The sequence below is a fragment of the Streptomyces sp. R-74717 genome, assembly GCF_047305335.1.
Classification (GTDB): domain Bacteria; phylum Actinomycetota; class Actinomycetes; order Streptomycetales; family Streptomycetaceae; genus Streptomyces; species Streptomyces atratus.
Genome location: NZ_CP102361.1, coordinates 7,061,622 through 7,087,364, shown reverse-complemented (window position 1 = coordinate 7,087,364; position 25,743 = coordinate 7,061,622). Strand labels below are relative to the sequence as shown.

Sequence of the window (25,743 nt, the reverse complement as noted above, 5' to 3'; positions counted from 1 at the left end):
GTGCGTCCCGCTCAGCCGAGCCGGGAGCGCAGATACTCCCGCCAGCGGGTTGTGAAGTCCTGCGGGGTCGTGGAGAGCACCTCCTGCATGGCCTGCTCCACCGCCCCGTCCCGCCCTGAGTGCCCTCCGACGGCCCGGTAGAAGGCGAACAGCTTCTCCTCGCCCCAGTGGTCGGCGATCAGCTCGCAGGCCAGCCAGGCGCCCTCGTACGCCCTCGCCAGGCGCGCGGCGTCTCCCGCGAAGCCGAAGTCCTCGTCCGCGGGGAGCTCGGCGGGCAGATCGCCGCGCAGGACGGCGCCGGCCAGTTCGGGCGCGGCCTGTGCGGCGGTACGGTCCTCGGCGCGGTAGGCCACCCAGTCCGCGAAGCCCTCGGAGAGCCAGGTCGGGGTGGCGGCGGAGGTGCGGGTGCGGGTGGCGACATGGGTGATCTCGTGGGTGAGGACGATCCGCTGCCCGAAGGTGCCGAGCATGCCGTACGCCTGAGGGTTGACGATCACCCGGTCCGCGGGCCCCCGGCCCGGACCGCCGGTCTGCGCGGTGGTGACGGCCGCGATGCCCCGGTAGTTCGCCGCCGGTGACCCCAGCAGATCCGCCATGTCCTGGACGGTGTGCGGTACGAGCACCACTACGCGGCCTGCCCAGCGTTCCGGCCAGGCGTCCGAGACGGCGGGCACCGCGCGGTCCGCCGCCCGGGCGATCCGGTGCAGCTCCTGCTCGGTGCGGCCGACCCCGAGGACGAGGCTGTGCTTTCCACCCACCACCTGGACATCGCCCTGCTGCCAGAGCTGCCGGCCGCCGTCCTTGCCCGCCCGGTCGCCGACGATGTACCAGCGGCCGTCCGCGCTGTCCCGTCTCAGATCGAGCACCCGGTCCGCGGCGACCGGGGCGGCGTCGTAGCCCTTGATCCGGTAGCGCAGCTGTACGTCCGCGGTCGCCCGGTCGGTGCCCTGTCCGGTCACGTCCGTCAGCCGGTACGTCCATGAGCTCAGCGGTATGTCCGCGAGGTTGTCCAGCTCCCTGCGCTGGGCCGTGCGCAACCCGGTGGCCCGCGGGTCTATGGCGGCCAGATAGGCGTCCGTGTCGTGTTCCAGCACGGCGGCTGCGCGGCGGTCCAGGGTGGCGCGGATGCCGCGGGCGGTGGAGTCCGGGGCTGCACCGTCGCCGGGGGCCGCGCAGGCGGAGGCGAACAGCAGCCCGGCGAGCAGCACTCCCGCCGTGCGCCGTCCTCCGTTACGTCCCCGCCGTGCGGTACGCCGCCTGTCAGCCACCCGGTCGAGGGTACGGGTCAGATGCGGGTGACCGAGGAGACGGGCATCATGCCGACGGGGTCGTAGCGCACCGGGGCGCCCGGGTACGGGGCGTGGATCACCTGGCCGTTGCCGACGTACATGCCGATGTGGCCGGCGTCCGCGCGGTAGGCGACCAGGTCGCCGGGGCGGGCCTCGGAGAGCGGCACCATGCGTCCCGCGTACCGCTGGGCCTGCGAGGTGCGCGGCAGGCTGACCCCGGCCTGGGCGTACGCCCACTGCATCAGCCCGGAACAGTCGAATCCGGCGGGTCCGTTGGCCCCCCAGACGTACGGGCGGCCCAGCGCCTCCCGGACCGCCATGACGGCTGCGGCGGCCCGTGCGGAGCCGGCCGGCAGAACGGCCATGGCCGGGAACGCGTCGTCACGGCCGGAGCGCGAGGACCGCTCGAAGTCCGCCCGGTCGGCGCTGGGCAGCGCGTCCAACAGCTGCTTGGCCCGGGCGAGCTTGCGCTCGACGGTCCGTTTGTGGCGGGTGGCGGCCGCCCTGTTGCGCTCCAGATCGGCCAGCGCCCGGGCGGCCTCCGCGCGAGTCTGTGCGAGAGAGCGCTGAGCCCGCTGGAGCTGCCGCAGCTCGGTGGCCTGATGCTCGGTCAGACGGTCCAGGGTGGCCGCCCGGTCGAGGTAGGTGTCCGGATCGGAGGAGAGCAGCAGAGCGAGCGAGGGATCGAGGCCGCCCGAGCGGTACTGCGCGCTCGCCACCGAACCGAGCGCCGTACGCATCCGGTTGAGGCGTTCCTGGTCGCGGGCCGCCCGGTCCTGGGTCCGCTTCAGCTCGCCGCGCAGCTGTTCGGCTTTCTCACCGGCCTTGTTGTACTGCTCGGTGGCCCGCTCCGCCTCGCTGTACAGCCGGTCGACCCGGGCCTTGGCGGTCCGGGGCGTGTCCTGCGGGCCGGCGTTCGCGGTGGCCGCCCCGAGTGTGGCGGCCGCGGTCGCCGCGGCGGCCGACAGAACAGTGACCCGGGCGCCCCGGTTGAGGCCGGGCTGTGTGGAACGGCGATGGGACACCACAGGACGCCGCACTCCCTTCCGCTGTACGCAGATGTGCGCAGCCCCTGCCACCCGGGGCGGGCGGACCGACGACCGGGAGCTGCACGGCAGGCAGACAGTAGTCGGACGATTACGGAGCGACCAAAGGCCGCGTCGGGCGGCAGGGCGGCAGAAACGGCGACGCCCCGCCGGTGACCTGTGGTCTCCGGCGGGGCGGGCTGTCTGCGCGGGCGCGGGAATTCGCCCGTTCGGGCGTCGTCAGCCGACGCGCACGCCGAACTGGAAGCTGCCGATGGTGTCCATCGACTCGAAGCGGACGAACGTGCCCGGGTACGGGGCGTGCAGGAGGGTGTTGTTGCCCGCATAGAGCCCCACGTGCGAGGTGTTGTTGAAGAAGACCAGGTCGCCCGGCTTCAGCGCGCTGCGCCCGATGTGGACACCGTCGTTGACCTGGGTGTACGTGACCCGGGAGATCTGGACGTTGGCCTGGGCGTAGGCCCACTGGGTCAGCCCGGAGCAGTCGAAGGATCCGGGGCCGGTGCCGCCGCGGCCGTACGGCTTGCCCACCTGGGTCTTGGCGGCGTTGAGGGCGGCGGCACCCCAGGCGGAGGCGGGGAGCTCGTTGCCCAGGTCGACCCGGTCGCCCGCGGAGCGGCTGGCGCGCTGCTGGTCCTCGCGCATCTTCGCGCGCTCGGCTTCGGTCATCGAGTTGAGCAGGCGCTGCGCCTTGTCCAGCTTGGTCTGGAGATCCTTCTTCTTCTCGCCGAGCGTCTTGCGTACGTCCGCGAGGTCACCGAGCTTGTCCTGGGCCTCCTTGCGCTGCTGCGCGAGGACCCGCTGCTTCTCCTGGATCTTCCCCAGGGTCTCGGTCTGCTTGGCCGTCAACTGGTCAAGGGCCGAGGCCTCGTCGAGGAAGGTGTCCGGGTTGGACGAGAGGAAGAGCTGCACCGACGGGTCGATGCCACCGGAGCGGTACTGAGCGGCGGCGAGCGAACCGAGGCCGTTGCGCAGGTTGTTGATCTCCTGCTGGCCGCGGGCCACCTTGTCCTGCAGCGCGCCGACTTCCTTCTCCAGCTTCTGCTGCTTCTCCTTGGCACCGTAGTACTTCTCGTTGGCCTCGCCGGCCTCGTGACTGAGCTTCTCGACCTCGGACTTGACTTCGCCCTTGGAGGGCTTCGGGTCGGCGTGGGCCGCCTGGGAGGTCAGGGCCACGGCCGCGGCGGCGGTCGCGGTGAGCACGGTCACACGGGCGCGGCTCGGCTGCTTGGGACGACGGTGGGACGCCACGGAGGCGAGCTCCTTCTTCCTCGAGCCGCCTACCGGGCTGTGGGGGACTTGAATCCCCGGCTCCGTGCACGTCACGGACTCGGCGGTGCCTTCGCTGTCACCCCGGATGGGTGATCAACCGTGCGAAGGTTCGAGGCCCGACCCTAGTGACCAACTTGTGATCAGTTCAAATCCTCACAAGAAAAATCTCGTCACGGGCTGCACTTCTTTACCCACGACACACGGGGTGTAGCGGCGACTTGACGGTCCGTTCCCTGATTTCCGCCGAGACCCGGCAAGTGCCACTAGACGCGCGAAAGGCGCTTCAGGAGCAAGACGGACGCAACGGGCCTGGCGCCCGACTTCGCCACACCGTCGGCGACTTCACGGTCGGTGGAGACCACCACGACCGGCCGGCCCGGCGGTTCGGCGCGCGCCAGTTGACGGATGAGTTCATCAGCGGTCACACCGGGCTTGCTGAACAGCACCCGGACCCCGCGCGGCGGTGCGAGCAGCACCGGGGCGGCCAGCTCGGCCCCGTCGAAGACACAGGTCATCTCGGCGCCGGTCTGCGCCGCGAGGACCGCGAGACCGCCCAGCAGCCTCAGCCGCTGCTTCTCCAGCGGGAGCTGCGGATAGCCGGTCTTGGTGACGTTGTAGCCGTCCACGATCAGATGCGCCTGCGGCAGCGCGAGCAGCTGGTCGAGCAGAGCCGGGTCGGTCTCCGAAAGGGCCCTTGCGGCAATGTCCTTGGGCGACATCCTGCCGGGCTCCACCGCGTCGGCACTGTCCGCGGGGCGGATCGAGGAAGGCGGCAGGGCCAGTTCGCGGCGGAGCCCGCTCGCCGCGTCGAGCACCGTGTCCAGCAGCAGCCGCAACCGCATGTCCTCGACCGAGCGGCCCTCCCTGGCGGCTCTGCGGCCCGCCTCGACGGACGCCTCGGCCTCACCGAGCCGTGCCTTGAGCCGACGGGACTCGCTCTCGGCCGCGGAGACCTGGGCGGCCGCCTCGGACCGTACGGCGTCGGTCTCGGCCCGGCTGCGGCGCAGCGCGGCCTCGCCGCGCTTGACCTCGTTGGCGACACTGCGCAGTTTGCGCTGAAGGGATTCGGCCTCCTTGCGGGCCGTGTCCAGCTCGCCGCGGAGCCGTTCGGTCTCGCTCTTCGTCTGGGAGCGGGCCTGGGCGAGTTCCTCGCGCAGCCGCTCCAGCTCGCGGCGGCTCTCCTCGTCGGCGCGCTCGGCATCGGCCCGCTGAGCCTCCTCGCCGGCGGAGGTGACCAGCTTTACCCAGCCGGCCGGGCGCAGCACGTAAGCCGCGGCGGCCACATCGACGGGGTCGGCTGCGGCGGGCGGCGAACCGGCCTCCAGCGCGGCCGTCAGCTCCGGCTGCTCCTCCTTGAGCCGCTCGCCGATGCGCTGCCGGAACAGTGCGTCGCCCTCCAGCGCGGCCGCCATCGCGTTCCCGGCGAACTTGGCGCGCCGGGTCGGCGTGAAGCGGGCGTACTGTCTCAGCTGGGCTGGCAGTTCGGTGACCGTCAGGCCGCCGAACGCGTCCGAGACCAGCGCGACGACCCGCCGTCGTACGCCCTCGGGCAGCGGGCGGTCGAGCGCCTCGACGGCGTCGTCGGCCGCCTCGGCCGACTCGGCGCCGCTAGCGGGCTGCTCCACCATCCGTCACCCCAAATTGTCTGTCCGCACGGCCCCGTCAGGAGTCGGCACCCGGCCTGTCCACCAGTTCGATCTGATCCACCGCGTTGCACCACCGGCAGCGCACCGACTCGATGGTCTCACTGACCACCTCGCGTTCCTCGACGGTGGACTCCCCGGCCAGGTCGAGATGGACGTATTCGATGACCTTGGAGGAACGCGTCACATCGAACCGTGTGAGATTTCCGCAGAGCGTGCAGCGCCAGCGGGTCCCGTCGGTCGGCTGGGGAACCGTCGTCATCGTGCGTCCTCTTTCGTCGAGCCTCGTGCCGCCTGCTTCAAGGATCTCGCGGTGCGCCGTCGAACTGCGGATGTCCTGCCGTAACCCTACGGCCTGGCCACGTCCCCCCGACACGGCGAGGCGGTCTGTCCCGTTCCCTCCGCTTGCGTCATGCTCTGTTCATGATCGATCGGCGGGCTGCGGCCGCCAGATTCACCAGTGGACTCCTACGGACGGTCACCTCGGGCGGACCGCCGGTGACCTACGCCCTGATCGCCCTGTGCTGTCTGGTCTTCCTGATCAGTCCGCTCTCCGGCTTCAACCCGTCCTACGGCACCGCCGACGCCCTGCTCGCCGCCCAGGCCGGGTATTTCGAACGCTGGGGCGTGATCCCGAGCGAGCTGTGGGACGGCTCCGCACGCGCCCTGCTCACCCCGCTCACCGCCCTCTTCGTGCACGGCAGCTGGCTGCATCTGCTCGGCAACATGCTCTTCCTGTACGTGTTCGGGGCGATGACCGAGGAGCGCATGGGCCATGCCGAGTTCACCTTCTTCTATCTCGGCTGCGGCTATCTCGCCCTGGCCGGCTATGCGGCCGCGCACGCCTCGTCCGACGAGACGCTCGTCGGTGCGTCGGGGGCGATCTCGGCGGTGCTGGGGGCGTTCCTCTACCTGTTCCCCAGGGCCCGGGTCACCAGCCTGTTCCCGTTCCTCTTCTTCCTGCCGCTGCGCTTCCCCGCCTGGATCGTGCTGATCTTCTGGTTCGTTCTGCAGTGGCTGGCGGTCCAGGGCGCGGACAGCGGGGGCCCCGGCGTGGCCTATCTGGCCCATGTGGTCGGCTTCGCCCTCGGCTTCCTCTACGCCTGGGGGCGTTACCGGGGTACGGATAGAGTGAGGACTCCAGCCACGGCCACCGAGGGAGAAAGCCAGCCGTGATCACCGCGATCGTGCTCATCAAAACCAGCGTGGACCGGATTCCCGAGATCGCCGAGGCCATCGCAGCGCTGGACAGCGTCAGCGAGGTCTTCTCGGTCACCGGTACGTACGACCTGATCGCCATGGTCCGGGTGGCCAAGCACGACGATCTGGCGGACGTCATCCCCGGCCGGATCAGCAAGATCCCCGGCGTCGAGGCCACCGACACGCATGTGGCCTTCCGTACGTACTCGCAGCACGACCTTGAGGCCGCCTTCGCCATCGGCCTCGACGCGTAGGTACGCCCCCCTATTACGGCGTAGCACTGCGGCGGGGGACGGGCACAGCCGAGCCCGTCCCCCGCCGCAGTGCTGCGCGCCCGTCAGAGCTGCGCTGCGCCCCGGTCCGGGACGCAGCGGCCGTCCTCGGTGCGGTACTTCCACCGGGCGCCCTTGCTCACCAGTTCCTTGACCGCGCGCACGAATCGCTCGATGTGCTCGTCCGGCGTACCGGCGCCGAAACTCACCCGGATCGCGTTGAGCGAGCCCTCGCCCGGCTCGGCCTCGGGCGCGCCGCACTCGCCGACTTCCTGCGGGTCGCTGCCCAGCAGGGTACGGACCAGCGGGTGGGCGCAGAACAGTCCGTCGCGGACCCCGATGCCGTACTCGGCGGAGAGCGCGGCCGCGAAGTGCGAGCTGTTCCAGCCCTCCACCACGAAGGAGATGACGCCGACCCGCGGGGCGTCGTCGCCGAACAGCGAGAGCACCTTGACCTCGGGGACCCCGGCGAGTCCGGCCCGGACCGCGGTGACGAGCTGCTGCTCCCGGGCGACCAGGTTGTCGAAGCCCGCCTCGGTCAGCGCCCTGCAGGCGGAGGCGATGGAGTACACGCCGATGACGTTGGGGGAACCGGCCTCGTGGCGGGCGGCGGTGGAGTGCCACTCGACGTCCACACCGCCGTCCGTGCGGCGGGCGACCTTGCGCGAGGCTCCGCCGCCGGCCAGGTAAGGCTCGGCGCCCTGCAGCCAGTCGGCCCGGCCCGCGAGCACACCCGAGCCGAACGGCGCGTACAGCTTGTGTCCGGAGAAGGCGACCCAGTCGACGTCCAGCTCTGCGATGTCGATGGGGTGGTGCGGGGCGAGCTGCGCGGCGTCCAGCACGATCCGGGCACCGTGCGCGTGCGCGGCGGCCGCCAGTTCCTTGACCGGCCACAGTTCGCCGGTGACGTTGGAGGCGCCGGTGACGCAGACCAGCGCAGGGCCGTAGGGGTCACGGTCGGCGAGTGCCCGCTCCAGCGTCTCGACGGCCTGGGCCGGGGTGCGCGGGGCGTTGAGGTAGGTCACCCGGGCGTCGCGCCACGGCAGCAGCGAGGCGTGGTGCTCGGTCTCGTACACGAAGACCTGACAGTCGGCGGGGACGACGGCGGCCAGCAGGTTGAGGGAGTCGGTGGTCGAGCGGGTGAAGATCACCTGGTCGCCCTCCCGCCGCCCACCACCGCCCTTGCCCGACCGGGCTTCGTCCGGACCCCCTTCAAGGCGGCAGCCGAGGAACTCCGCGACGGTCGCGCGGCTGTTCTCGAAGAGGTCCGTGGAGAGCTGCGAGAGGTACCCGGCGCCGCGGTGGACGCTGCCGTAGTACGGGGCGTACGCGGCGACGTCGTCCCAGACGCGCTGCAGGGCCGGGGCGCTGGCGGCGTAGTCGAGAGCGGCGTACGTGACTTCACCACCCGTGACCAACGGAACCGTTACATCCTTACCCAGAACCGGCAGAGGGGCACAAAGCGACTGATCGACGGCAGCGGTGAAGACAGACATGGCGAACTCCCTTAACAGGCAGGCGAATTGCATGCGCCGGCGGATACGCGGCAGCGCAGCAGGAAGTGAAAATGGGGGTGCGGAGGAGGGCCGGTAAGCCCTATCGCATTCGCTTGCTCACAAGAGACTCCCTAGGGACCAGGACCCCGGGGGCTGGCATTCACAGATGCCGAGGGGCCCGCGCTTGCCGCAGACCTCGCTGCCTACGGCCTGGTCTTCACCCGGGGCACCCCGCCACGGACGGAGGGTTGCCGGACAGCGGGCCGGGGCCGTAGTCGCTGTCACTCATGACCTGCCCAGCATCTTGCCATACGGGCGTCAACGCGCAAGGCGCAGTCCAAGATCTGGACCGCGCCCCGCGTCACATTCCGTCGGGTCAGGCGTTGCTGACCGCCACCCAGCGTTCCAGCGCCTGCCGGGCCGCCCCCGAGTCGATGGACTCGGCGGCCTTCGCGATCCCTGCGGCGAGCTGCTCGTTCAGCATGCCGTCCGTCGGGTCCAACGCGACCAGTGCCGCTGCCGAGTTGAGCAGCACGGCCTCCCGTACGGGGCCTTGCTCGCCGGCCAGCACCCGGCGGGCCACATCCGCGTTGTACGAGGCGTCGGCGCCGCGCAGCGCCTGTGCCGGCACCAGCTCCAGACCGACGTCGCGCGGGTCGAACGCCTCCTCGCGCACCGATCCGTCCCGGACCACCCAGACGCGCGAGGTCGCGGTGGTCGCCAGCTCGTCCAGGCCGTCGTCGCCGCGGAAGACCAGCGCCGAATTTCCGCGTTCGGCAAGGACACCGGCGACGATGGGCGCCATCCGCAGGTCGGCGACGCCGATGGCCTGGGAGCGGACGTTGGCCGGGTTGGTGAGCGGCCCGAGGATGTTGAACGTCGTCGGGGTGCCGAGCTCCTTGCGGGCCCTGGCGGCATAGCGCAGGGCAGGGTGGAACTTCACCGCGAAGCAGAAGGTGATGCCCGCCTCCTCGGCGACCTCGACGACCCGCTGCGCGCTGAGCTCCAGATTGACGCCGAGCTTCTCCAGCACATCGGAGGAACCGCTCGCCGACGAGGAGGCGCGGTTGCCGTGCTTGACGACCTTGGCGCCGGTACCCGCGATGACGATCGCCGACATCGTGGAAATGTTGACCGTCTTGGCGAGGTCGCCGCCGGTGCCGACGATGTCGACCGTGCGACCGGGTACGTGGATCGTGTTTGCGTGCTTGTACATCGCGCTCACCAGGCCGGACACCTCGTCGACCGTCTCGCCCTTGGCGCGCAGGGCCACCGCGAAACCGGCGATCTGCACATCGGTCGCCTCACCGCTCATGATGCGGTCCATCGCCCATGCGGTGTCGTCCGCGGTCAGGTTCTCGCCGCGCAGCAGCGGGTTCAGCACGCCGGGCCAGGAACGGTCCGCCACGCTGTCGCCGCCGACCGGGGTCACAACGTTCATGGTCCGCTCCTGGGGGTCCATAGCCGATAAAAGGGGTCGCCCCCCACCCTATCGAGCGCCAGGGACAGCGAAGAGCCCCGTCCATCGGATGGACGGGGCTCCTGCTGTGGCGATCAGTTCAGGCGATCAGTGGTGACCGTGGCCGCTGGTGATCTCCTTGTACTCCTCGACAGTGGGCTTGGCGATCTGGTTGTTCTCGCCGTAGTAGCCCTTGCTGAGCCTGGCCCGCAGCTTCTGCAGTGCGGGCACCTTGCGCTCGACACCGTTCTCGTCGACCGTCGGGCCGATCTCGACCGGCTCGTACTGCTCGTGCGCGGTGAGCGTGTGCAGCTGCTCGGGGCCGAGCGGCTCGTGGATCTCGACGAACTCACCGTGCGGCAGGCGCTTGATGATGCCGGACTCGCGCCCGTGCAGCACCTTCTCCTTGTCGCGGCGCTGGAGGCCGAGGCAGATCCGCCTGGTGACGACGAACGCGATGACCGGGCCTACGAAGATGAAGATCCGGACGAACCAGGAGATGGCGTTCAGCGACAGGTGGAAGTGCGTGGCCCACAGGTCGTTGGCACCACCGATGAAGACGACGACGTACTCGGTGATCCAGGCGACGCCGAAGGCCGTCCGGGTCGGGGCGTTGCGCGGGCGGTCCAGGATGTGGTGCTCGCGCTTGTCCCCGGTGATCCAGGACTCGACGAACGGGTAGACGGCGATGATCCCGAGCACCAGTCCGAAGGCCATCAGTGGGATGAACACACCAAGGACCAGCGTGTGGCCCCAGAGGTTGATCTCCCAGCCGGGCATCACTCGGATCAGACCCTCGGCGAAGCCCATGTACCAGTCGGGCTGGGCGCCGGTGGACACCTGGTCCGGACGGTACGGACCGATGTTCCAGATCGGGTTGATCGAGGCGATGGCCGCGATGACGGCGATGATGCCGAAGACCAGGAAGAAGAAGCCACCGGCCTTCGCCATGTACACCGGCAGCAGCGGCATGCCGACGACGTTCTTGTTGGTGCGGCCGGGACCCGCGAACTGCGTGTGCTTGTGGTAGAAGACCAGGATCAGGTGCGCCACCAGCAGACCGAGCATGATGCCCGGCAGCAGCAGGATGTGGATCGAGTAGAACCGGCCGATGAAGTCGTGACCGGGGAACTCTCCGCCGAACAGGAACATCGAGATGTACGTGCCGACGATCGGCATCGACAGGATCGCGCCCTGGGTGAAGCGGACACCCGTACCGGACAGCAGGTCGTCCGGGAGCGAGTAGCCGGTGAAGCCGGTGAACATACCCAGCACGAACAGCAGGAAGCCGAACAGCCAGTTGATCTCACGCGGCTTGCGGAACGCACCCGTGAAGAAGACGCGCATCATGTGCACGAACATGCCGGCCAGGAAGATCAGCGCGGCCCAGTGGTGGATCTGACGAACCAGCAGACCACCGCGGACGTCGAAGCTGATGTCCAGCGTCGAGGCATAGGCCGCGGACATCCGGATGCCCTGCATCGGCTCGTACGAGCCGTGGTACACGACCTCGCTCATGCTCGGGTCGAAGAACAGCGTCAGATACACACCCGTGAGGATGATGATGATGAAGCTGTAGAGGGCGATCTCACCGAGCATGAAGGACCAGTGGTCCGGGAAGATCTTGCGCATGTTGGCCTTGGCCAGGGAGTAGATCCCCAGGCGTCCGTCCGCCCAGTCGGCCACCCGCTCACCGGCGGGCGCCTTGCGCTGTGTGTCGGTCGCAGTACTCATCCGCGCTCCCAGAATGCAGGACCGACGGGCTCTTCGAAGTCACCGAGCGCCTCGAGGTTGCCCTCGCTGTTCACACCGATCCGCAGCTGCGGAAGGGCGTGACCGGCCGGACCGAAGATGACGCGGGCGCCGTCGGAGAGGTCGAAGGTGGACTGGTGGCACGGGCAGAGCACGTGGTGCGTCTGCTGCTCGTACAGGCTGATCGGGCAGCCGACGTGCGTGCAGATCTTGGAGAAGGCCACGATTCCCTCGTGGGCCCACTCACGCTCGCGCTTGTCCTTGATGTTGTCCGGCTCGATGCGGATGATCATCAGCGCGGCCTTGGCGATCTGGTTCTGGAAGTCGTGCGCGTCCTCCTCCAGGCCCTCGGGCATGGCGAAGGTAAGCGAACCGACGGCGACGTCCTCGGGACGCAGCGGCTCCATCGTGTTCATGTTGATGAGCTGCTTGCCCTTGGCCCACAGGGTGTTGCGGAGCTTCTTCTCCGGCAGCGGACCGAGGTCGCGCAGCAGCACCACACCGGAGAGCGGCACCAGGGCCAGCGCGCCGAACATGGTGTTGCGGATCAGCTTGCGCCGGCCGAACGCGGACTCCTCGGCGCCTGCCGCGAAGTCGGCGAGGACCTTCGCCTTGACCTCGGGCTCGGCCTCGATGGCGTGCCGGTCGTCGGCGACCTCCACGTCGGACATCAGGGTGCGCGCCCAGTGGACGGCCCCGGCTCCGATCGCGAAGAGGGCCACGCCCAGGGTCAGACCCAGGGAGAAGTTGAGCGCGCTCACATGGCCGAAGGGCCAGATGTACACGATCTTGTCGACCGGGAAGATGACGTACGAGGCGATGAAGCCGACCGTCGCCAGCATGGACAGCGTGAACATGAACGCCACGGCGCGCTCGGAGCGCTTCGCGGCCCGTTCGTCGATGTCCTGGATGCGCGGCTTGTGGGCCGGCAGCCCCGGGTCGGCGAACGGGTCGTCCGCGACCACTACCGCGCCGTGCGCGGGGCCCTGCTCAGCGGGCAGGTTCTCGTCTGGAATCTCTTGGCTACTCATGACTTCTTGGCCTTAGCGGTGTGGGCCGCGACCCAAATGGCAACTGCGATCAGTGCGCCGAGCCCGAAGATCCAGGCGAACAAGCCCTCGCTGACCGGCCCCAGGCCGCCCAGCTTGAGACCACCCGGGTTCTCCGACTGGCCGCTGTTCACGGTCTGGACGTACGCGATGATGTCCCGCTTCTGCTGCTCGGGCATCGTCGTGTCCGGGAAGGACGGCATGCTCTGCGGGCCGGTCTGCATGGCCTCGTAGATGTGCTTCGGGTCCACGCCTTCGAGGCTGGGCGCGTACTTGCCGTTCGACAGCGCACCACCCTCACCGGTGAAGTTGTGGCACTGCGCGCAGTTGGTACGGAACAGGTCGCCACCCTTGGCGATGTCCGCACCGTCAGGGCTGACCTGGTTCTTGGTCGGAACGATCGGACCGGCGCCGAGCGACGCGACGTACGCCGCGAGCTGGTCGATCTCGGCCTGGCTGTAGATGACCTTCTTCTTCGGTACCTGGGCACCCGGCTGCTGCGCCGGCATACGGCCCGTACCGACCTGGAAGTCCACGGCGGCGGAGCCCACGCCGACCAGGCTCGGCCCGTCGGTGGTGCCCTGACCGCCGGTTCCGTGGCAGCTGGCGCAACCGACGGAGTACAGCTTCTTGCCCTCATCGATGGCGAGGGACTGGGCGGTGTCGTCGGCCTGCGCCTTACTCGCGGGCGCAAACGCGGCGTACAGCCCCCCAGTGGCCGCCAGCGCGAGGAGTAGTACGACGACCGCCGCCAACGGATGGCGTCGTCGTGCGGAGAGCTTTTTCACGGATTACCCCGGTGTCAGGATCTTCTGCGTCGATGCTGGATGTGGTTCGGGTTCGAGCCCGGTTACTTGATCATGTAGATCGTGGCGAAGAGGCCGATCCACACGACATCGACGAAGTGCCAGTAATAGGACACGACGATGGCTGCGGTCGCCTGTTCGTGGGTGAACCTCTTGGCTGCGTATGTCCTGCCCAGAACGAGCAGGAAGGCGATGAGACCGCCTGTCACGTGCAGCCCGTGGAAGCCGGTCGTCAGGTAGAACACCGAGCCGTACGGGTCGGAGGACAGCGAGAGGCCGTCCTTCTTCACCAGCTCGGTGTACTCGAAGACCTGGCCTCCGATGAAGATCGCACCCATCACGAAAGTGATCACGAACCAGGTACGGAGCTTCTTCACGTCGCCCCGCTCCGCGGCGAAGACGCCGAGCTGGCAGGTGAGTGAGGAGAGCACCAGGATCGTGGTGTTCGTCGCCGAGAACGGGAAGTTCAGGGCCGAAGCCATTTCCTTCCAGTGGTCCGGTCCCGTCACCGATCGCAGGGTGAAGTACATCGCGAAGAGGGCCGCGAAGAACATCAGCTCGGAACTCAACCAGATGATGGTTCCGACGCTGGTGAGGTTCGGTCGATTGACCGACGGGTGCGCGTGCCCGGTTTCTACTGTCGTTGCTGTCGCCACGACCGACATTATGTCGGTCCCTTATCCCGCCCTCACTCCGGGGGGTGCCGTTCGGTGTGTCAACAGGGTGTGCCTTCCCCGAACAGCCCATGAATCCGCTGTCCCGGGCGGTGCTGACAGCCCATCGGGCGGAGTACGATCCGCGCATCGGTTCATGCCCGGAAAGCCCCGAAGACACAGATGTCACGGAGGAACAATGCAGCCGACCGCCACGGTCCTGGTCTACAGCGACGACGCCAACACCCGTGAGCAGGTGAGGCTGGCAGCCGGGCGCAGGCCCGCGGCCGATGTGCCACCGGTGGAATTCCTCGAGTGCGCCACCCTGCCCGCCGTCCTGGACGCACTGGACAACGGCGGCATCGACGTCTGTGTGCTGGACGGCGAGACGGCACCCGCGGGCGGCATGGGCGTCTGCCGGCAGATCAAGGACGAGATCTTCCACTGCCCGCCCGTACTGCTGCTGATCGGACGCCCGCAGGACGCCTGGCTGGCCACCTGGAGCCGTGCGGACGCCGCGGTGACCCTGCCGGTCGAACCGGTCGAGTTCGCGGACGCCCTGGCCGCTCTGCTGCGCAGCAGGGACTGCGTGGACGCCTGAGCCCTGCCGGGGTTCTGTCCGCAGTCCCGCTGAGGGGCGGCGCACTCCCCGGGCCGGTCAGACCTCGGGGCGCAGTCGCGCCGCCTGGAACGTGTCTGTGCGGTCCGGGGTGTCGTTCTTCCGCAGAGCGCTGCCCTCCTGCCATTTGGCCCAGGAAAGGTTCCAGTCGCCGTAGCCGTTGTCGAACGGCGTCATCATCTCGCCCTGACTGCCGACGACCTGGACGATGTCACCCGTGCGCACGGTGTTGAAGAACCACTCGGCCAGGCTGGTACTCATGCCCGTACAGCCGTGGCTGACGTTCGCGTACCCCTGCGAACCGGTGGACCAGGGGGCCGCGTGCACGTACTCGCCGCTCCAGGTGACACGGGTCGCGTAGTGGACCAGCAGGTCGTACCCGTCGCTGGAATCCTCCGAGATGCCGATGGTCTCCCCGCGCATGCGTACGGAGTACTCCTTGCTCAGCACGACCTTGACTCCGTTTCGGGTGGAGAAGCCGGGCTTGCCGGTGGTCACCGGAATGGTGTTGATCACTTTCCCGTTGCGCTTGACGGTCATCGTGTGCGCTGCGGCGTCGGTGACGGCCTCGACACGGTCGCCCGTGGTGAGCTTCAGCGCCTTCGTGGGGGCTCCGTACAGCGTGTCGGTGACCTTGATGCCCGTCAGGCCGCTGGTGACCTCGATGGTGGCCTTGGCGGGCCAGTAGTCCTTGGGGCGGTAGTGCAGGATCTTGTCGTCGACCCAGTACCAGGAGCCGGTCACGGCGGGCGTGGAGCGGACCCGCAGGGCACGCTCCACGATGACCCTGGACGCCTTGTCCTTGACCGGAGCGCTGAGTTCCGCCGTAATGGGCTGTCCGACGCCGTAGGTGCCCGCCTGAGGGCCGAAGGTGACCTTCAGGAGCTTCTTGGCCTTGGCGGAGGCGGTCTCGAAGGAGAGCGTGCGGCTTCCCGGGTCGCCGTCGCCGTCCTCCATGCTGACCCGGACCGTGTAGCGGGCGCCGGCGGCGAGCGGGGAGGTGGAGTGCCAGCGCTGCCCGTCGGCGTCGAGCTCGCCGGCCACATGGCGTCCGATCGCGTCCACGGCCGACACGTCCGTGATCCGGCCGTCGTCGTCGTTGACGGATACTTCGAGCGGCTTGTCGGAGTCGGCCTTCTCGTCGCCCTCGGGGACATTGGAGGAGATCTCGTCCGCCGCGTCGTACGGTTTCGCCGCGAGCGGGTGGCCGTTGGACCCACCGCAGGCGGTCACACCTGCGACCAGGGTCACGACCAGCAGAGTGCAGCTCACTACGGGGCGGAGGCGCGGCGCGTGGTTCATGAACACACGCTATGAAGATTCATCCCTATAAGCGCGCAATGTGACTGCAAACGGGGGATTTGTACTTCTTTTGGCGGATAAGTACACGCCAAACAGGGGGCCTGTACTTCCCTTGGTGGAGAAGTACAGGCCCCCCGTCAGGTGGAGCGGTGACTCACTGTCACTGGGTGCGGTTCTCACCGCGGTAGTACTCGAAGACCCAGCCGAACAGGCCGATCAGGATCACCGGGAGTGAGAAGTAGAGCAGCCACCAGCCGAAGACGATGCCCATGAAGGCGAGGGCACCACCGACGGCCAGCGAGAGCGGCTGCCAGCTGTGCGGGGAGAAGAACCCCACCTCGCCGGCCTCGTCCGCGACATCGGCCTCCTTGTTGTCCTGAGCCATGGCGTCGACCCGCTGCGCCGTGAAGGCCAGGTAGAAGCCGATCATGACGCTCAGGCCGAAGCCCAGGAAGAGCGCGGTGGTACCGGCCGGCTCCTTCGACCACACGCCGTACGTGACGGCCATGGCGAGGATGAAGACGCTCAGCCAGAGGAACATCTTGCCCTGGATCTTCACTTACCGGCCTCCTTGCCACCAGCGAGGGCCTTGTCATCCGCGGAGTGGTGCTCCAACTGCTCGAGCGCCGCGATCTCCGGGTGATGCAGGTCGAACGCCGGGGATTCGGAACGGATCCGCGGCAGCGTGAGGAAGTTGTGCCGCGGCGGCGGGCAGGAGGTCGCCCACTCCAGCGAACGGCCGTAGCCCCACGGGTCGTCGACCTCGATCTTCTTGCCGTACTTCGCGGTCTTCCACACGTTGTAGAAGAACGGCAGCATCGACAGGCCGAGCAGGAACGAGGAGATCGTCGAGATCGTGTTCAGTGCGGTGAAGCCGTCTGCGGCGAGGTAGTCCGCGTAACGACGCGGCATGCCCTCGGCACCCAGCCAGTGCTGCACCAGGAACGTGCCGTGGAAGCCCACGAACAGCGTCCAGAACGTGATCTTGCCGAGCCGCTCGTCCAGCATCTTGCCGGTGAACTTCGGCCACCAGAAGTGGAATCCGGAGAACATCGCGAAGACCACGGTGCCGAAGATGACGTAGTGGAAGTGCGCGACGACGAAGTACGAGTCCGAGACGTGGAAGTCCAGCGGGGGCGACGCGAGAATCACACCGGTCAGACCACCGAAGGTGAAGGTGATCAGGAAGCCGACGGCCCAGAGCATCGGTGTCTCGAAGGACAACGACCCCTTCCACATCGTGCCGATCCAGTTGAAGAACTTCACACCGGTCGGTACCGCGATGAGGAAGGTCATGAACGAGAAGAACGGCAACAGCACACCGCCGGTGACGTACATGTGGTGCGCCCACACGGTCACGGAAAGGCCTGCGATGGCAATCGTCGCGCTGATCAGGCCGATGTAGCCGAACATCGGCTTGCGGCTGAACACCGGGATCACTTCGGAAATGATTCCGAAGAACGGCAAGGCGATGATGTACACCTCTGGATGGCCGAAGAACCAGAAGAGGTGCTGCCAGAGCAATGCGCCGCCATTGGCCGCGTCGAATACATGCGCACCGAACTTGCGGTCCGCCTCCAGCGCGAAGAGCGCGGCGGCGAGGACCGGGAAGGCCAGCAGGACCAGCACACCGGTCAGCAGGACGTTCCAGACGAAGATCGGCATGCGGAACATCGTCATGCCGGGGGCACGCATGCAGATGATCGTGGTGATGAAGTTGACCGAACCGAGGATCGTGCCGAAGCCGGAGAAGGCCAGACCCATGATCCACATGTCGGCGCCGATGCCCGGCGAACGGACGGCGTCCGAGAGCGGGGAGTAGGCGAACCAGCCGAAGTCGGCCGCACCCTGCGGGGTGAGGAAGCCGGCCACCGCGATGAGCGAGCCGAAGAGGTACAGCCAGTACGCGAACATGTTCAGCCGCGGGAACGCCACATCGGGCGCGCCGATCTGCAACGGCATGATCCAGTTCGCGAATCCGGCGAACAGCGGCGTCGCGAACATCAGCAGCATGATCGTGCCGTGCATCGTGAACGCCTGGTTGAACTGCTCGTTCGACATGATCTGCGTGCCGGGACGGGCCAGTTCGGCGCGCATGAAGAGCGCCATCAGACCGCCGATGCAGAAGAACGCGAACGATGTGACCAGGTACATCGTGCCGATCGTCTTGTGGTCAGTGGTGGTCAACCACTTGATGACGACGTTTCCCGGCTGCTTCCGCCGGACCGGCAGCTCGTCCTCGTACGAGTCGTCTGCTGCCGCGGCACCCTGAGGTTCGTTGAGGATGCTCACAGTTTGTTCGTCTCCGCATTCCTGGCCGGGTCAGTCTGCTCGATGCCGGCCGGCACGTAGCCCGTCTGGCCCTTCTTCGCCAGCTCCTTGAGGTGCGCCTGGTAGCGCTCCGGGGAGACGATCTTGACGTTGAAAAGCATCCGGGAGTGGTCGGCGCCGCAGAGCTCGGCGCACTTGCCCATGTAGGTGCCCTCCTCCTTGGGAGTCACCTCGAAGGCGTTGGTGTGGCCCGGAAAGACGTCCTGCTTCATGAGGAACGGCACCACCCAGAAGGAGTGGATGACGTCACGGGAAGTCAGAACGAAACGGACCTTCTCGCCCTTCGGCAGCCACAGGGTCGGACCCGGGTTGCCGTTCTGCGGGTTCCGGGTTCCCGGGACGCCGAAGTCGTAGACGCCCTCCGCCCCCTTGGGGAAGTCCTTCCGGAACTTGTCCGGGATGGCGTCGAGCTCCTTGGGGATCTCGTTGCCCGTGGCGAGCGAGCCGTCCACGTTCTCGATGTAGTTGAAGGCCCAGCTCCACTGGTAGCCGACCACGTTGATCGTGTGGGCAGGCTTCGGGGAGAGCGAGAGGAGCTTCGATTCATCGCGCGCGGTGAAGTAGAAAAACACCGAGACGATGATCAGAGGGACCACGGTGTACAGCGCCTCGATGGGCATGTTGTACCTGGTCTGCGGAGGAACCTCGACCTTGGTGCGGCTGCGCCGGTGGAAGATGACGCTCCACAGGATCAGGCCCCAGACCAGCACGCCCGTGGCGAGCGCTGCCGCCCACGAGCCCTGCCAGAGGGAAAGAATCCGTGGTGCCTCTTCTGTTACCGGCGTGGGCATACCAAGGCGGGGGAAGTCCTTGTATGTGCAACCGGTGGCGGTCGCCAGGATCAGGCCCGCAGTCAGCACCTGCGGCAGCTTCCGCCGCATCGGGCGCCGCGACGAGCGGTCGGAGCCGTTGGGACTCACGTAGCGCCTTCCCGAGAGTCTCGCCCGCGCGGTCGGCGCGGCCGTCTGTCTGGTCGGTCGCCGCCCTGACGCGGGCAGGGGTTTGGATGTTTATGCGGACCAAACCCTACTGGACGCTATTTGGGGTCGCGCGGGGAGGGTGCCCAACGCGCCGCCCGACACCCCGAAGGGGTGGAATACGGGCCTCCGGCCGCCATCTGACGCCCCCTCTCCTGGCTGGGCGGGCGGCCCGTCCCCGGGTTCGGTCCCGGCGCGGGCTAGCGTGGCCGCGTGCCCTACTTCGACGCCGCATCCTCCGCCCCCCTGCACCCCGTCGCCCGCCAGGCGCTGCTTGCCGCGCTGGACGAGGGGTGGGCCGACCCGGCCAGGCTCTACCGCGAGGGGCGGCGGGCCCGGCTGTTGCTGGACGCGGCCCGGGAGGCCGCCGCGGAGGCCGTCGGGTGCCGTCCGGACGAGCTCACATTCACTCCTTCGGGTACGCGGGCGGTGCACTCCGGAATTTCCGGGGCTCTCGCGGGGCGTCGGCGTGTCGGCCGCCATCTGGTCTTCTCCGCGGTGGAGCACTCGTCGGTGCTCCATTCGGCCGCCGCCCATGAGGCGCAAGGCGGATCGGTCTCCGAGGTCGCGGTGGACCGGTCGGGGGCGGTGAGTGCAGAGGCCTACGCGGAGGTGCTGCGCGAGGACACCGCGCTGGCCTGTCTGCAGTCCGCCAATCACGAGGTCGGCACCGAACAGCCGGTGGCCGAGGTCGCGGAGGTCTGCCGGGCGGCGGGGGTGCCGCTGCTGGTGGATGCCGCGCAGTCGCTGGGCTGGGGGCCGGTTCCGGACGGCTGGTCGCTGCTGGCGGCCAGCGCGCACAAGTGGGGCGGGCCCTCGGGTGTCGGGCTGCTGGCGGTACGCAAGGGGGTGCGGTTCGCGGTTCAAGGACCGGCCGACGAGCGGGAGTCCGGGCGGGCCGCGGGGTTCGAGAATCTTCCCGCGATCGTGGCCGCCGCGGCATCGCTGCGGGCGGTGCGGGCGGAGGCGGCGGCGGAGTCCGTGCGGCTGCGGGCCCTGGTGGACCGCATCAGGGCCCGAGTGCCGCAGCTGGTGCCCGATGTGGAGGTGGTCGGCGATCCGGTGCGGCGGCTGCCGCATCTGGTGACCTTCTCCTGTCTCTATGTCGATGGAGAGACACTGCTCCACGAACTGGACCGGGCCGAATTCTCCGTATCATCCGGTTCGTCCTGCACCAGCAGCACGCTGATGCCGAGCCATGTGCTCAGGGCGATGGGGGTGCTGTCGGAGGGGAACGTACGGGTGTCGCTGCCGGCCGGCACCGCGGACGAGGAGGTCGAGCGCTTCCTGGACGTGCTGCCGCGGGTGGTGGCAGAGGTACGGGAGAGGCTGGGGGCTCCCGTTTCCGCGCCCCCCTCCCCTGCCGTGACCGCCTCCCTGGTGGTCGACGCCCTCGGGAAGCGCTGCCCGATCCCTGTGATCGAGCTGGCAAAGGTGATCGGGGAGGTACCGCTGGGCGGGACGGTGACCGTGCTCTGTGACGACGAGGCGGCGCGCCTGGACATCCCGGCCTGGTGTGCGATGCGCGAGCAGGAGTACGTGGGCGAGGAGCCGGCGGACCGTGGCTCGGCCTATGTGGTCCGCCGGCTGACCTGAGGTTCTTCCTCGGCTCAGCCCAGGTGCGCGCGGACCTCGGCGGCGGCGTCGTGGCCGTACGCCTTGGTGAAGCGGTCCATGAAGTGGGCGCGGCGCAGGGTGTACTCCTGGGTGCCGACCGTCTCGATCACCAGGGTGGCGAGCATGCAGCCGACCTGGGCGGCGCGCTCCAGGCCGACGCCCCAGGCGAGGCCGGAGAGGAAACCGGCCCGGAAGGCGTCGCCGACGCCGGTCGGGTCGGCCTTGATCTCCTCCTCCGGGCAGCCGACCTCGATCGTCTCCTGGCCGGCCCGCTCGATCCGGACACCGCGGGCGCCCAGCGTGGTGACCCGGTGGCCGACCTTGGCCAGGATCTCCTCGTCGCTCCAGCCGGTCTTGGACTCGATGAGCCCCTTCTCGTACTCGTTGGAGAAGAGGTACGTGGCGCCGTCGAGGAGGATCCGGATCTCGTCGCCGTCCATCCGGGCGATCTGCTGCGAGAAGTCCGCGGCGAACGGGATTCCGCGCGAGCGGCACTCCTCGGTGTGGCGGAGCATCCCCTCGGGGTCGTCGGCGCCGATCGAGACGAGGTCGAGGCCGCCGACACGGTCGGCGACGGCCTTCAGCTCGATGAGCCGGGCCTCGCTCATCGCGCCCGTGTAGAAGGAGCCGATCTGGTTGTGGTCGGCGTCCGTCGTGCAGACGAACCGGGCGGTGTGCAGGACCTCGGAGATCCGGACCGAACCGGTGTCGACGCCGTGGCGGTCGAGCCAGGCACGGTACTCGTCGAAGTCGGAGCCCGCGGCACCGACCAGGATCGGGTTCGTGCCCAGCAGACCCATGCCGAAGCAGATATTGGCGGCGACACCGCCCCGGCGCACGTCGAGGTTGTCGACCAGGAAGGAGAGCGAGACCGTGTGCAGCTGATCCGCGACCAGCTGGTCGGCAAAACGGCCGGGGAAGGTCATGAGGTGATCGGTGGCGATGGAGCCGGTGACTGCGATTCGCACGGGGAGACTGCTCCTGCGGAGATCGGGGGGAACGGGTGACTGCGTTCCCGGGGCGGCGTGACAGTTCACGCTACCCGTTCCCCGCACTCGCCCTGAAGGGGGGAAAACTACCCGATAGTAGGTCTTTCTTCCCGAGGCGTGCGATGTCTACGGTGCGGTTATGTCGAACCACAGCGCCACACGCGAGTCCGAGATCAGCCTGGCCGAGTTGCGCGGCGACTGCGCGCGGATGGCTCCGCACTGGGCGGTCCCCGCGAAGTCTGCCCCCGTTCGGGTGGCGCCGTCCCTGATTCACGGGGTCACCGTGCCCGCCGCCTCCGCCCGGCTGATCGACGCCATGTCCGAATACGGCGACTGAGACCGGCACCGATCGCGTCCGCCCCCCGAGGGAACCGTGCGCTCCTGTGCCCCGTCCCACCGTCGTCCCCACCCGCGGGACGGACGGCAGGCCGGGTGACGGCCTGTGACGGCGATGCAGGCGAAGGAGCGATCCGGTGAGCACCGAGCGACCCGACAACGATGCGACCGGCCCCCGGCGGCGTTCACCGCTCGCCGTGGCCTCGGTGGCGGCGGCCGTACTGCTGGCCGGGGGCGGCGGCGCGTACTGGGCCGCGACCGCCGCGGACGGGGAGGGCGGGAGCAGCGGCAGCGCGGCGGGCAGCGGGGAGCACACCCCTCCCCTGCTTGCCCTGGACGAACGCGCGGGCGACCCGACGGCGCCCGACGGGTCCTCGCCCGGCATCGCACCCGGCGAGCCCGATCCGCACGGCGGTCAGGTGGTCTACCGCGCGTCCGGCAAGCTGCCCGAGGGGCCGCGCACGGCCGCGGTGCAGCGCGCGGAGGGGACCGTCTCCGCGGCGGAGGTGGCCCGGCTGGCGAAGGCGCTGGGGGTACAGGGCACGCCGCAGGCGGAGGGCACGTCCTGGAAGGTGGGGTCCGACGGGGACGGCTCGGGCCCGGTCCTCCGGGTGGACAAGCAGGCTCCGGGCACCTGGAGCTTCGCCCGGTACGGCTCCGGCGGTACGGACAACTGCCGGAGCACCACGGTCTGTTCGAGCGAGAAGCAGGCCCCGGGCGGCAGCGGCTCCCCGGTGAGCGAGAGTGCCGCCAGGGCTGCCGCGGCACCGGTCCTGAAGGCGGTGGGACAGGACGACGCCGCCCTCGACGCCCGCCAACTCATGGGTTCGGTAAGGGTGGTGAACGCCGACCCGGTGGTGGACGGACTCCCCACCTACGGCTGGTCGACCGGGATCCAGGTGGGTTCGGGCGGCGAAGTGGTCGGCGGCAGTGGGCAGTTGAAGGGCCTGGAGAAGGGCGACAGCTATCCGGTGATCAGTGCGGGCGAGGCGCTGAAGCAGCTGAACGGGGCGGCCTCCCGGACGGACGGGCGCGCGGACGTCGGCGGGTGTGCCACTCCCGTACCGCTGGAGAATGGCCTGAAGTCGCCGAAGGTCCACTGCGGGACGCGGGCCGGGGCGGAGCGGCCGACGACGACCGTGACGGTCGACAAGGCGGTGTTCGGACTGACCAAGCAGTACGTGGCGGGCAGGCAGACGCTCGTACCGTCCTGGCTCTTCTCGGTGCGGCCGGCCGCGGGTGGCACGGGTGACACCGTGTCGCAGATCGCCGTGGACCCCGCGTATCTGACGAAGGACGCACCGCCGGCGACGACCCCGCCCCCGGGGGACACGGAGAAGTCCCGGCGGCAGATCCTGTCGTACAGCGCCGACGGGCGGACCCTGTCGGTGACGTTCTGGGGCGGGGTGTGCAGTAAGTACGCGGCGAGCGCGACCGAGGACGGGAAGACGGTGCGGGTGACGGTGACGGAGTCGCAGCCGGCCGAGAAGAAGGTCTGCATCATGATCGCCAAGGAGCTGACCCGGACGGTGACGCTGGACGCCCCGCTCGGTGACCGGACAGTGGTCGACGCGGCGTCGGGCGACGGTGTGCCCCGCGCCTGACGCCCGAGCCCCCGCGTACGACAACGGCGGCGGCCCCGGAATCCGGGGCCGCCGCCGTTCTGCCGCTGCCTTCAGGGCCTAGCTGAAGGAGTCGCCACAGGCGCAGGAGCCCGTGGCGTTCGGGTTGTCGATCGTGAAGCCCTGCTTCTCGATGGTGTCGACGAAGTCGATGGAGGCGCCACCCAGGTACGGAGCGCTCATCCGGTCGGTGACGACCTTGACGCCGTCGAAGTCCTTCACGACGTCGCCGTCGAGGGAACGCTCGTCGAAGAAGAGCTGGTAGCGCAGGCCCGAGCAGCCGCCGGGCTGGACGGCGACGCGCAGCGCCAGGTCATCACGGCCTTCCTGCCCCAGCAGGCCCTTGACCTTGGCTGCGGCGGCGTCGGACAGGAGGATGCCGTCGCTCACGGTGGTGGTCTCGTCCGATACGGACATCTGCTTCTCTCCCGGGTTGTACGGAGACTGCTTGCCGACGTTGCAACCGTCGGGACCGCGGATTCATTCCGGGCCGAGCGCTTGCCTGTTCCATTCATGCTCGCACACAGGCCACTCGGCGGTATGCGTCACATAGACACTATGGCCGTCGTCAAAGTGACGTGAACCGGATATGATAGATAACGTCAATTCGACGAAAAGGCTTTCCGCAGAAAAGAAAGGGTGCGTGACGTGACCACGGCCCACCCCGTCCAGGATCTCGACGTCCAGCCGACGCCCCTCGCCCTGCTCCTGCTCGGCCGCGAGGCCGACCCGAAGAGCGAGCGCGGCGTCGAGTGTCCCGGCGACCTGCCCTCCCCGTCCGACCCGGACCTGGTGGAGCGTGCCCGCGCGGCCAAGGAGAAGCTCGGGGACAAGGTCTTCGTTCTCGGCCACCACTACCAGCGCGACGAGGTCATCCAATTCGCGGACGTCACCGGCGACTCGTTCAAGCTCGCCCGGGACGCGGCCGCCCGGCCGGAGGCCGAGTACATCGTCTTCTGCGGCGTGCACTTCATGGCGGAGTCCGCGGACATCCTGACCACCGACGACCAGAAGGTCGTGCTGCCGGACCTGGCCGCAGGCTGCTCGATGGCCGACATGGCCACCGCCGAGCAGGTCGCCGAGTGCTGGGACGTACTGACCGAGGCCGGGGTCGCGGAGCAGGTCGTACCCGTCTCGTACATGAACTCCTCCGCCGACATCAAGGCCTTCACCGGGCGGCACGGCGGCACGATCTGCACCTCGTCCAATGCGAAGCGGGCGCTGGAGTGGGCCTTCGAGCAGGGCGAGAAGATCCTCTTCCTCCCCGACCAGCACCTGGGCCGGAACACCGCGGTCCGGGACATGGGGATGTCGCTGGAGGACTGCGTCCTCTACAACCCGCACAAGCCGAACGGCGGCCTGACCGCCGAGGAGCTGCGCAACGCCAGGATGATCCTGTGGCGCGGGCACTGCTCGGTGCACGGGCGCTTCTCCGTCGAGTCCGTCAACGATGTGCGCGAGCGGATTCCGGGCGTCAATGTGCTGGTGCACCCGGAGTGCAAGCACGAGGTCGTGGCGGCGGCGGACTACGTCGGCTCGACGGAGTACATCATCAAGGCCCTGGAGGCGGCGCCGGCCGGCTCGAAGTGGGCGATCGGCACCGAGCTGAACCTGGTGCGGCGCCTGGCGAACCGGTTCGCGGCCGAGGACAAGGAGATCGTCTTCCTCGACAAGACGGTGTGCTTCTGCTCGACGATGAACCGGATCGACCTGCCGCACCTGGTGTGGGCGCTGGAGTCGCTGGCCGAGGGGAACCCGGTCAACCGGATCGAGGTCGACCCGGAGACGGAGAAGTACGCGAAGCTGGCGCTTGAGCGGATGCTGGCGCTGCCGTAGGGGGGTGCTGCTTGCGGCATGGCTGTGAGGCCCGGTCCACCATTGGACGGTCGGTGGACCGGGCCTTCCGCTCGCGTACGGGTACGGAACGTCCCGAGCCGCCTGGATTCCTCCATATGGCACTCGAACAGCCCTCTCCGTAATTACGCTGCTTCATCCACGGCAGCAGCGCACATTCAC

Annotated in this window: 24 protein-coding genes and 1 riboswitch; of the genes, 7 read left to right on the top strand and 17 right to left on the bottom strand. The window is 68.8% G+C overall.

Annotation, left to right across the window (positions count from 1 at the left end; genetic code table 11):
* Positions 1 to 11: 11 nt before the first annotated feature.
* The 5 genes from NRF20_RS32465 to NRF20_RS32445 all read right to left on the bottom strand — a co-directional run bounded on the left by NRF20_RS32465 (position 12) and on the right by NRF20_RS32445 (position 5,509).
* Positions 12 to 1,268: a hypothetical protein gene (locus tag NRF20_RS32465; RefSeq protein WP_398629674.1), complete on the bottom strand. Its 1,257-nt coding sequence runs from the start codon at positions 1,266 to 1,268 to the stop codon at positions 12 to 14.
* A 17-nt stretch (positions 1,269 to 1,285) separates the two neighbouring features.
* A complete protein-coding gene (locus NRF20_RS32460) occupies positions 1,286 to 2,317 on the bottom strand; it encodes an NlpC/P60 family protein (RefSeq protein WP_398629675.1) in 1,032 nt (343 codons plus the stop codon).
* A gap of 237 nt (positions 2,318 to 2,554) precedes the next feature.
* Positions 2,555 to 3,583: an NlpC/P60 family protein gene (locus NRF20_RS32455; RefSeq protein WP_398629676.1), complete on the bottom strand. Its 1,029-nt coding sequence runs from the start codon at positions 3,581 to 3,583 to the stop codon at positions 2,555 to 2,557.
* Between the two features lie 284 nt (positions 3,584 to 3,867).
* Positions 3,868 to 5,229: an NYN domain-containing protein gene (locus NRF20_RS32450; RefSeq protein ID WP_398629677.1), complete on the bottom strand. Its 1,362-nt coding sequence runs from the start codon at positions 5,227 to 5,229 to the stop codon at positions 3,868 to 3,870.
* A gap of 37 nt (positions 5,230 to 5,266) precedes the next feature.
* Complete coding sequence (locus NRF20_RS32445; protein WP_093893615.1) at positions 5,267 to 5,509, bottom strand: hypothetical protein; 243 nt, start codon at positions 5,507 to 5,509, stop codon at positions 5,267 to 5,269.
* Positions 5,510 to 5,670: 161 nt separating this feature from the next.
* On the opposite strand from NRF20_RS32445, the gene NRF20_RS32440 reads away from it, so the two are divergent.
* The gene (locus tag NRF20_RS32440) at positions 5,671 to 6,423 is read left to right on the top strand and encodes a rhomboid family intramembrane serine protease (protein ID WP_398629678.1); all 753 of its coding nucleotides are present in this window, start codon (positions 5,671 to 5,673) and stop codon (positions 6,421 to 6,423) included.
* Positions 6,420 to 6,701 carry an Lrp/AsnC family transcriptional regulator gene (locus NRF20_RS32435; protein ID WP_093543818.1) on the top strand — a complete coding sequence of 94 codons (282 nt, stop codon included), beginning with the start codon at positions 6,420 to 6,422 and terminating at the stop codon, positions 6,699 to 6,701. The genes NRF20_RS32440 and NRF20_RS32435 overlap by 4 nt, the downstream gene beginning before the upstream one ends.
* Before the next feature lie 83 nt (positions 6,702 to 6,784).
* On the opposite strand, the gene NRF20_RS32430 is transcribed toward NRF20_RS32435, so the two are convergent.
* From NRF20_RS32430 to NRF20_RS32405, 6 genes are all read right to left on the bottom strand, one after another.
* Entirely contained in the window at positions 6,785 to 8,215 is a 1,431-nt protein-coding gene (locus tag NRF20_RS32430) for an aminotransferase class V-fold PLP-dependent enzyme (RefSeq protein WP_398629679.1), read from the bottom strand.
* Positions 8,216 to 8,390: 175 nt separating this feature from the next.
* Positions 8,391 to 8,508, bottom strand: a riboswitch (SAM riboswitch).
* A gap of 83 nt (positions 8,509 to 8,591) precedes the next feature.
* Positions 8,592 to 9,656: an anthranilate phosphoribosyltransferase gene (trpD, locus tag NRF20_RS32425; protein WP_398629680.1), complete on the bottom strand. Its 1,065-nt coding sequence runs from the start codon at positions 9,654 to 9,656 to the stop codon at positions 8,592 to 8,594.
* Between the two features lie 126 nt (positions 9,657 to 9,782).
* The gene (locus NRF20_RS32420; protein ID WP_398629681.1) at positions 9,783 to 11,408 is read right to left on the bottom strand and encodes a cytochrome bc complex cytochrome b subunit; all 1,626 of its coding nucleotides are present in this window, start codon (positions 11,406 to 11,408) and stop codon (positions 9,783 to 9,785) included.
* Positions 11,405 to 12,457, bottom strand: a complete 1,053-nt coding sequence (locus tag NRF20_RS32415) for a Rieske 2Fe-2S domain-containing protein (RefSeq protein WP_398629682.1) — start codon at positions 12,455 to 12,457, stop codon at positions 11,405 to 11,407. The genes NRF20_RS32420 and NRF20_RS32415 overlap by 4 nt, the downstream gene beginning before the upstream one ends.
* Positions 12,454 to 13,263, bottom strand: a complete 810-nt coding sequence (locus NRF20_RS32410; protein WP_266361897.1) for a c-type cytochrome — start codon at positions 13,261 to 13,263, stop codon at positions 12,454 to 12,456. The genes NRF20_RS32415 and NRF20_RS32410 overlap by 4 nt, the downstream gene beginning before the upstream one ends.
* Positions 13,264 to 13,325: 62 nt before the next feature.
* Entirely contained in the window at positions 13,326 to 13,946 is a 621-nt protein-coding gene (locus NRF20_RS32405) for a heme-copper oxidase subunit III (protein ID WP_114244128.1), read from the bottom strand.
* Positions 13,947 to 14,133: 187 nt separating this feature from the next.
* Between NRF20_RS32405 and NRF20_RS32400 the strand changes: the two genes are divergently transcribed.
* Positions 14,134 to 14,535, top strand: coding sequence for a response regulator transcription factor (locus NRF20_RS32400; protein ID WP_114244129.1), 402 nt, complete (start codon positions 14,134 to 14,136; stop codon positions 14,533 to 14,535).
* Between the two features lie 57 nt (positions 14,536 to 14,592).
* Here the strand turns inward: NRF20_RS32400 and NRF20_RS32395 are convergent, their stop codons facing one another.
* The 4 genes from NRF20_RS32395 to coxB all read right to left on the bottom strand — a co-directional run bounded on the left by NRF20_RS32395 (position 14,593) and on the right by coxB (position 19,106).
* Positions 14,593 to 15,855: an Ig-like domain-containing protein gene (locus NRF20_RS32395; RefSeq protein ID WP_398629684.1), complete on the bottom strand. Its 1,263-nt coding sequence runs from the start codon at positions 15,853 to 15,855 to the stop codon at positions 14,593 to 14,595.
* A 160-nt stretch (positions 15,856 to 16,015) separates the two neighbouring features.
* Positions 16,016 to 16,414 (bottom strand): cytochrome c oxidase subunit 4, encoded by a 399-nt coding sequence (locus NRF20_RS32390; RefSeq protein WP_398629685.1) that lies wholly within the window; start codon positions 16,412 to 16,414, stop codon positions 16,016 to 16,018.
* Positions 16,411 to 18,147 (bottom strand): cytochrome c oxidase subunit I, encoded by a 1,737-nt coding sequence (gene ctaD, locus NRF20_RS32385; RefSeq protein ID WP_398629686.1) that lies wholly within the window; start codon positions 18,145 to 18,147, stop codon positions 16,411 to 16,413. The genes NRF20_RS32390 and ctaD overlap by 4 nt, the downstream gene beginning before the upstream one ends.
* Positions 18,144 to 19,106 carry a cytochrome c oxidase subunit II gene (gene coxB, locus NRF20_RS32380; RefSeq protein ID WP_398629687.1) on the bottom strand — a complete coding sequence of 321 codons (963 nt, stop codon included), beginning with the start codon at positions 19,104 to 19,106 and terminating at the stop codon, positions 18,144 to 18,146. The genes ctaD and coxB overlap by 4 nt, the downstream gene beginning before the upstream one ends.
* A 270-nt stretch (positions 19,107 to 19,376) precedes the next feature.
* Here coxB and NRF20_RS32375 point away from each other — a divergent pair, with 270 nt between their 5' ends.
* Positions 19,377 to 20,759: a cysteine desulfurase/sulfurtransferase TusA family protein gene (locus NRF20_RS32375; RefSeq protein ID WP_398629688.1), complete on the top strand. Its 1,383-nt coding sequence runs from the start codon at positions 19,377 to 19,379 to the stop codon at positions 20,757 to 20,759.
* A gap of 14 nt (positions 20,760 to 20,773) precedes the next feature.
* Here the strand turns inward: NRF20_RS32375 and NRF20_RS32370 are convergent, their stop codons facing one another.
* The gene (locus NRF20_RS32370) at positions 20,774 to 21,748 is read right to left on the bottom strand and encodes a carbohydrate kinase family protein (RefSeq protein ID WP_398629689.1); all 975 of its coding nucleotides are present in this window, start codon (positions 21,746 to 21,748) and stop codon (positions 20,774 to 20,776) included.
* Positions 21,749 to 21,908: 160 nt separating this feature from the next.
* On the opposite strand from NRF20_RS32370, the gene NRF20_RS32365 reads away from it, so the two are divergent.
* Both NRF20_RS32365 and NRF20_RS32360 read left to right on the top strand, forming a co-directional pair.
* Complete coding sequence (locus NRF20_RS32365; RefSeq protein WP_266361889.1) at positions 21,909 to 22,106, top strand: hypothetical protein; 198 nt, start codon at positions 21,909 to 21,911, stop codon at positions 22,104 to 22,106.
* 136 nt (positions 22,107 to 22,242) lie between these two features.
* Complete coding sequence (locus tag NRF20_RS32360; RefSeq protein ID WP_413753777.1) at positions 22,243 to 23,709, top strand: hypothetical protein; 1,467 nt, start codon at positions 22,243 to 22,245, stop codon at positions 23,707 to 23,709.
* A gap of 78 nt (positions 23,710 to 23,787) precedes the next feature.
* Here NRF20_RS32360 and NRF20_RS32355 read toward each other — a convergent pair whose 3' ends face one another.
* Positions 23,788 to 24,144 (bottom strand): HesB/IscA family protein, encoded by a 357-nt coding sequence (locus tag NRF20_RS32355; protein ID WP_398629691.1) that lies wholly within the window; start codon positions 24,142 to 24,144, stop codon positions 23,788 to 23,790.
* A gap of 222 nt (positions 24,145 to 24,366) precedes the next feature.
* Here NRF20_RS32355 and nadA point away from each other — a divergent pair, with 222 nt between their 5' ends.
* Positions 24,367 to 25,563 carry a quinolinate synthase NadA gene (nadA, locus tag NRF20_RS32350; protein ID WP_398629692.1) on the top strand — a complete coding sequence of 399 codons (1,197 nt, stop codon included), beginning with the start codon at positions 24,367 to 24,369 and terminating at the stop codon, positions 25,561 to 25,563.
* The last annotated feature ends 180 nt before the right edge of the window (positions 25,564 to 25,743 follow it).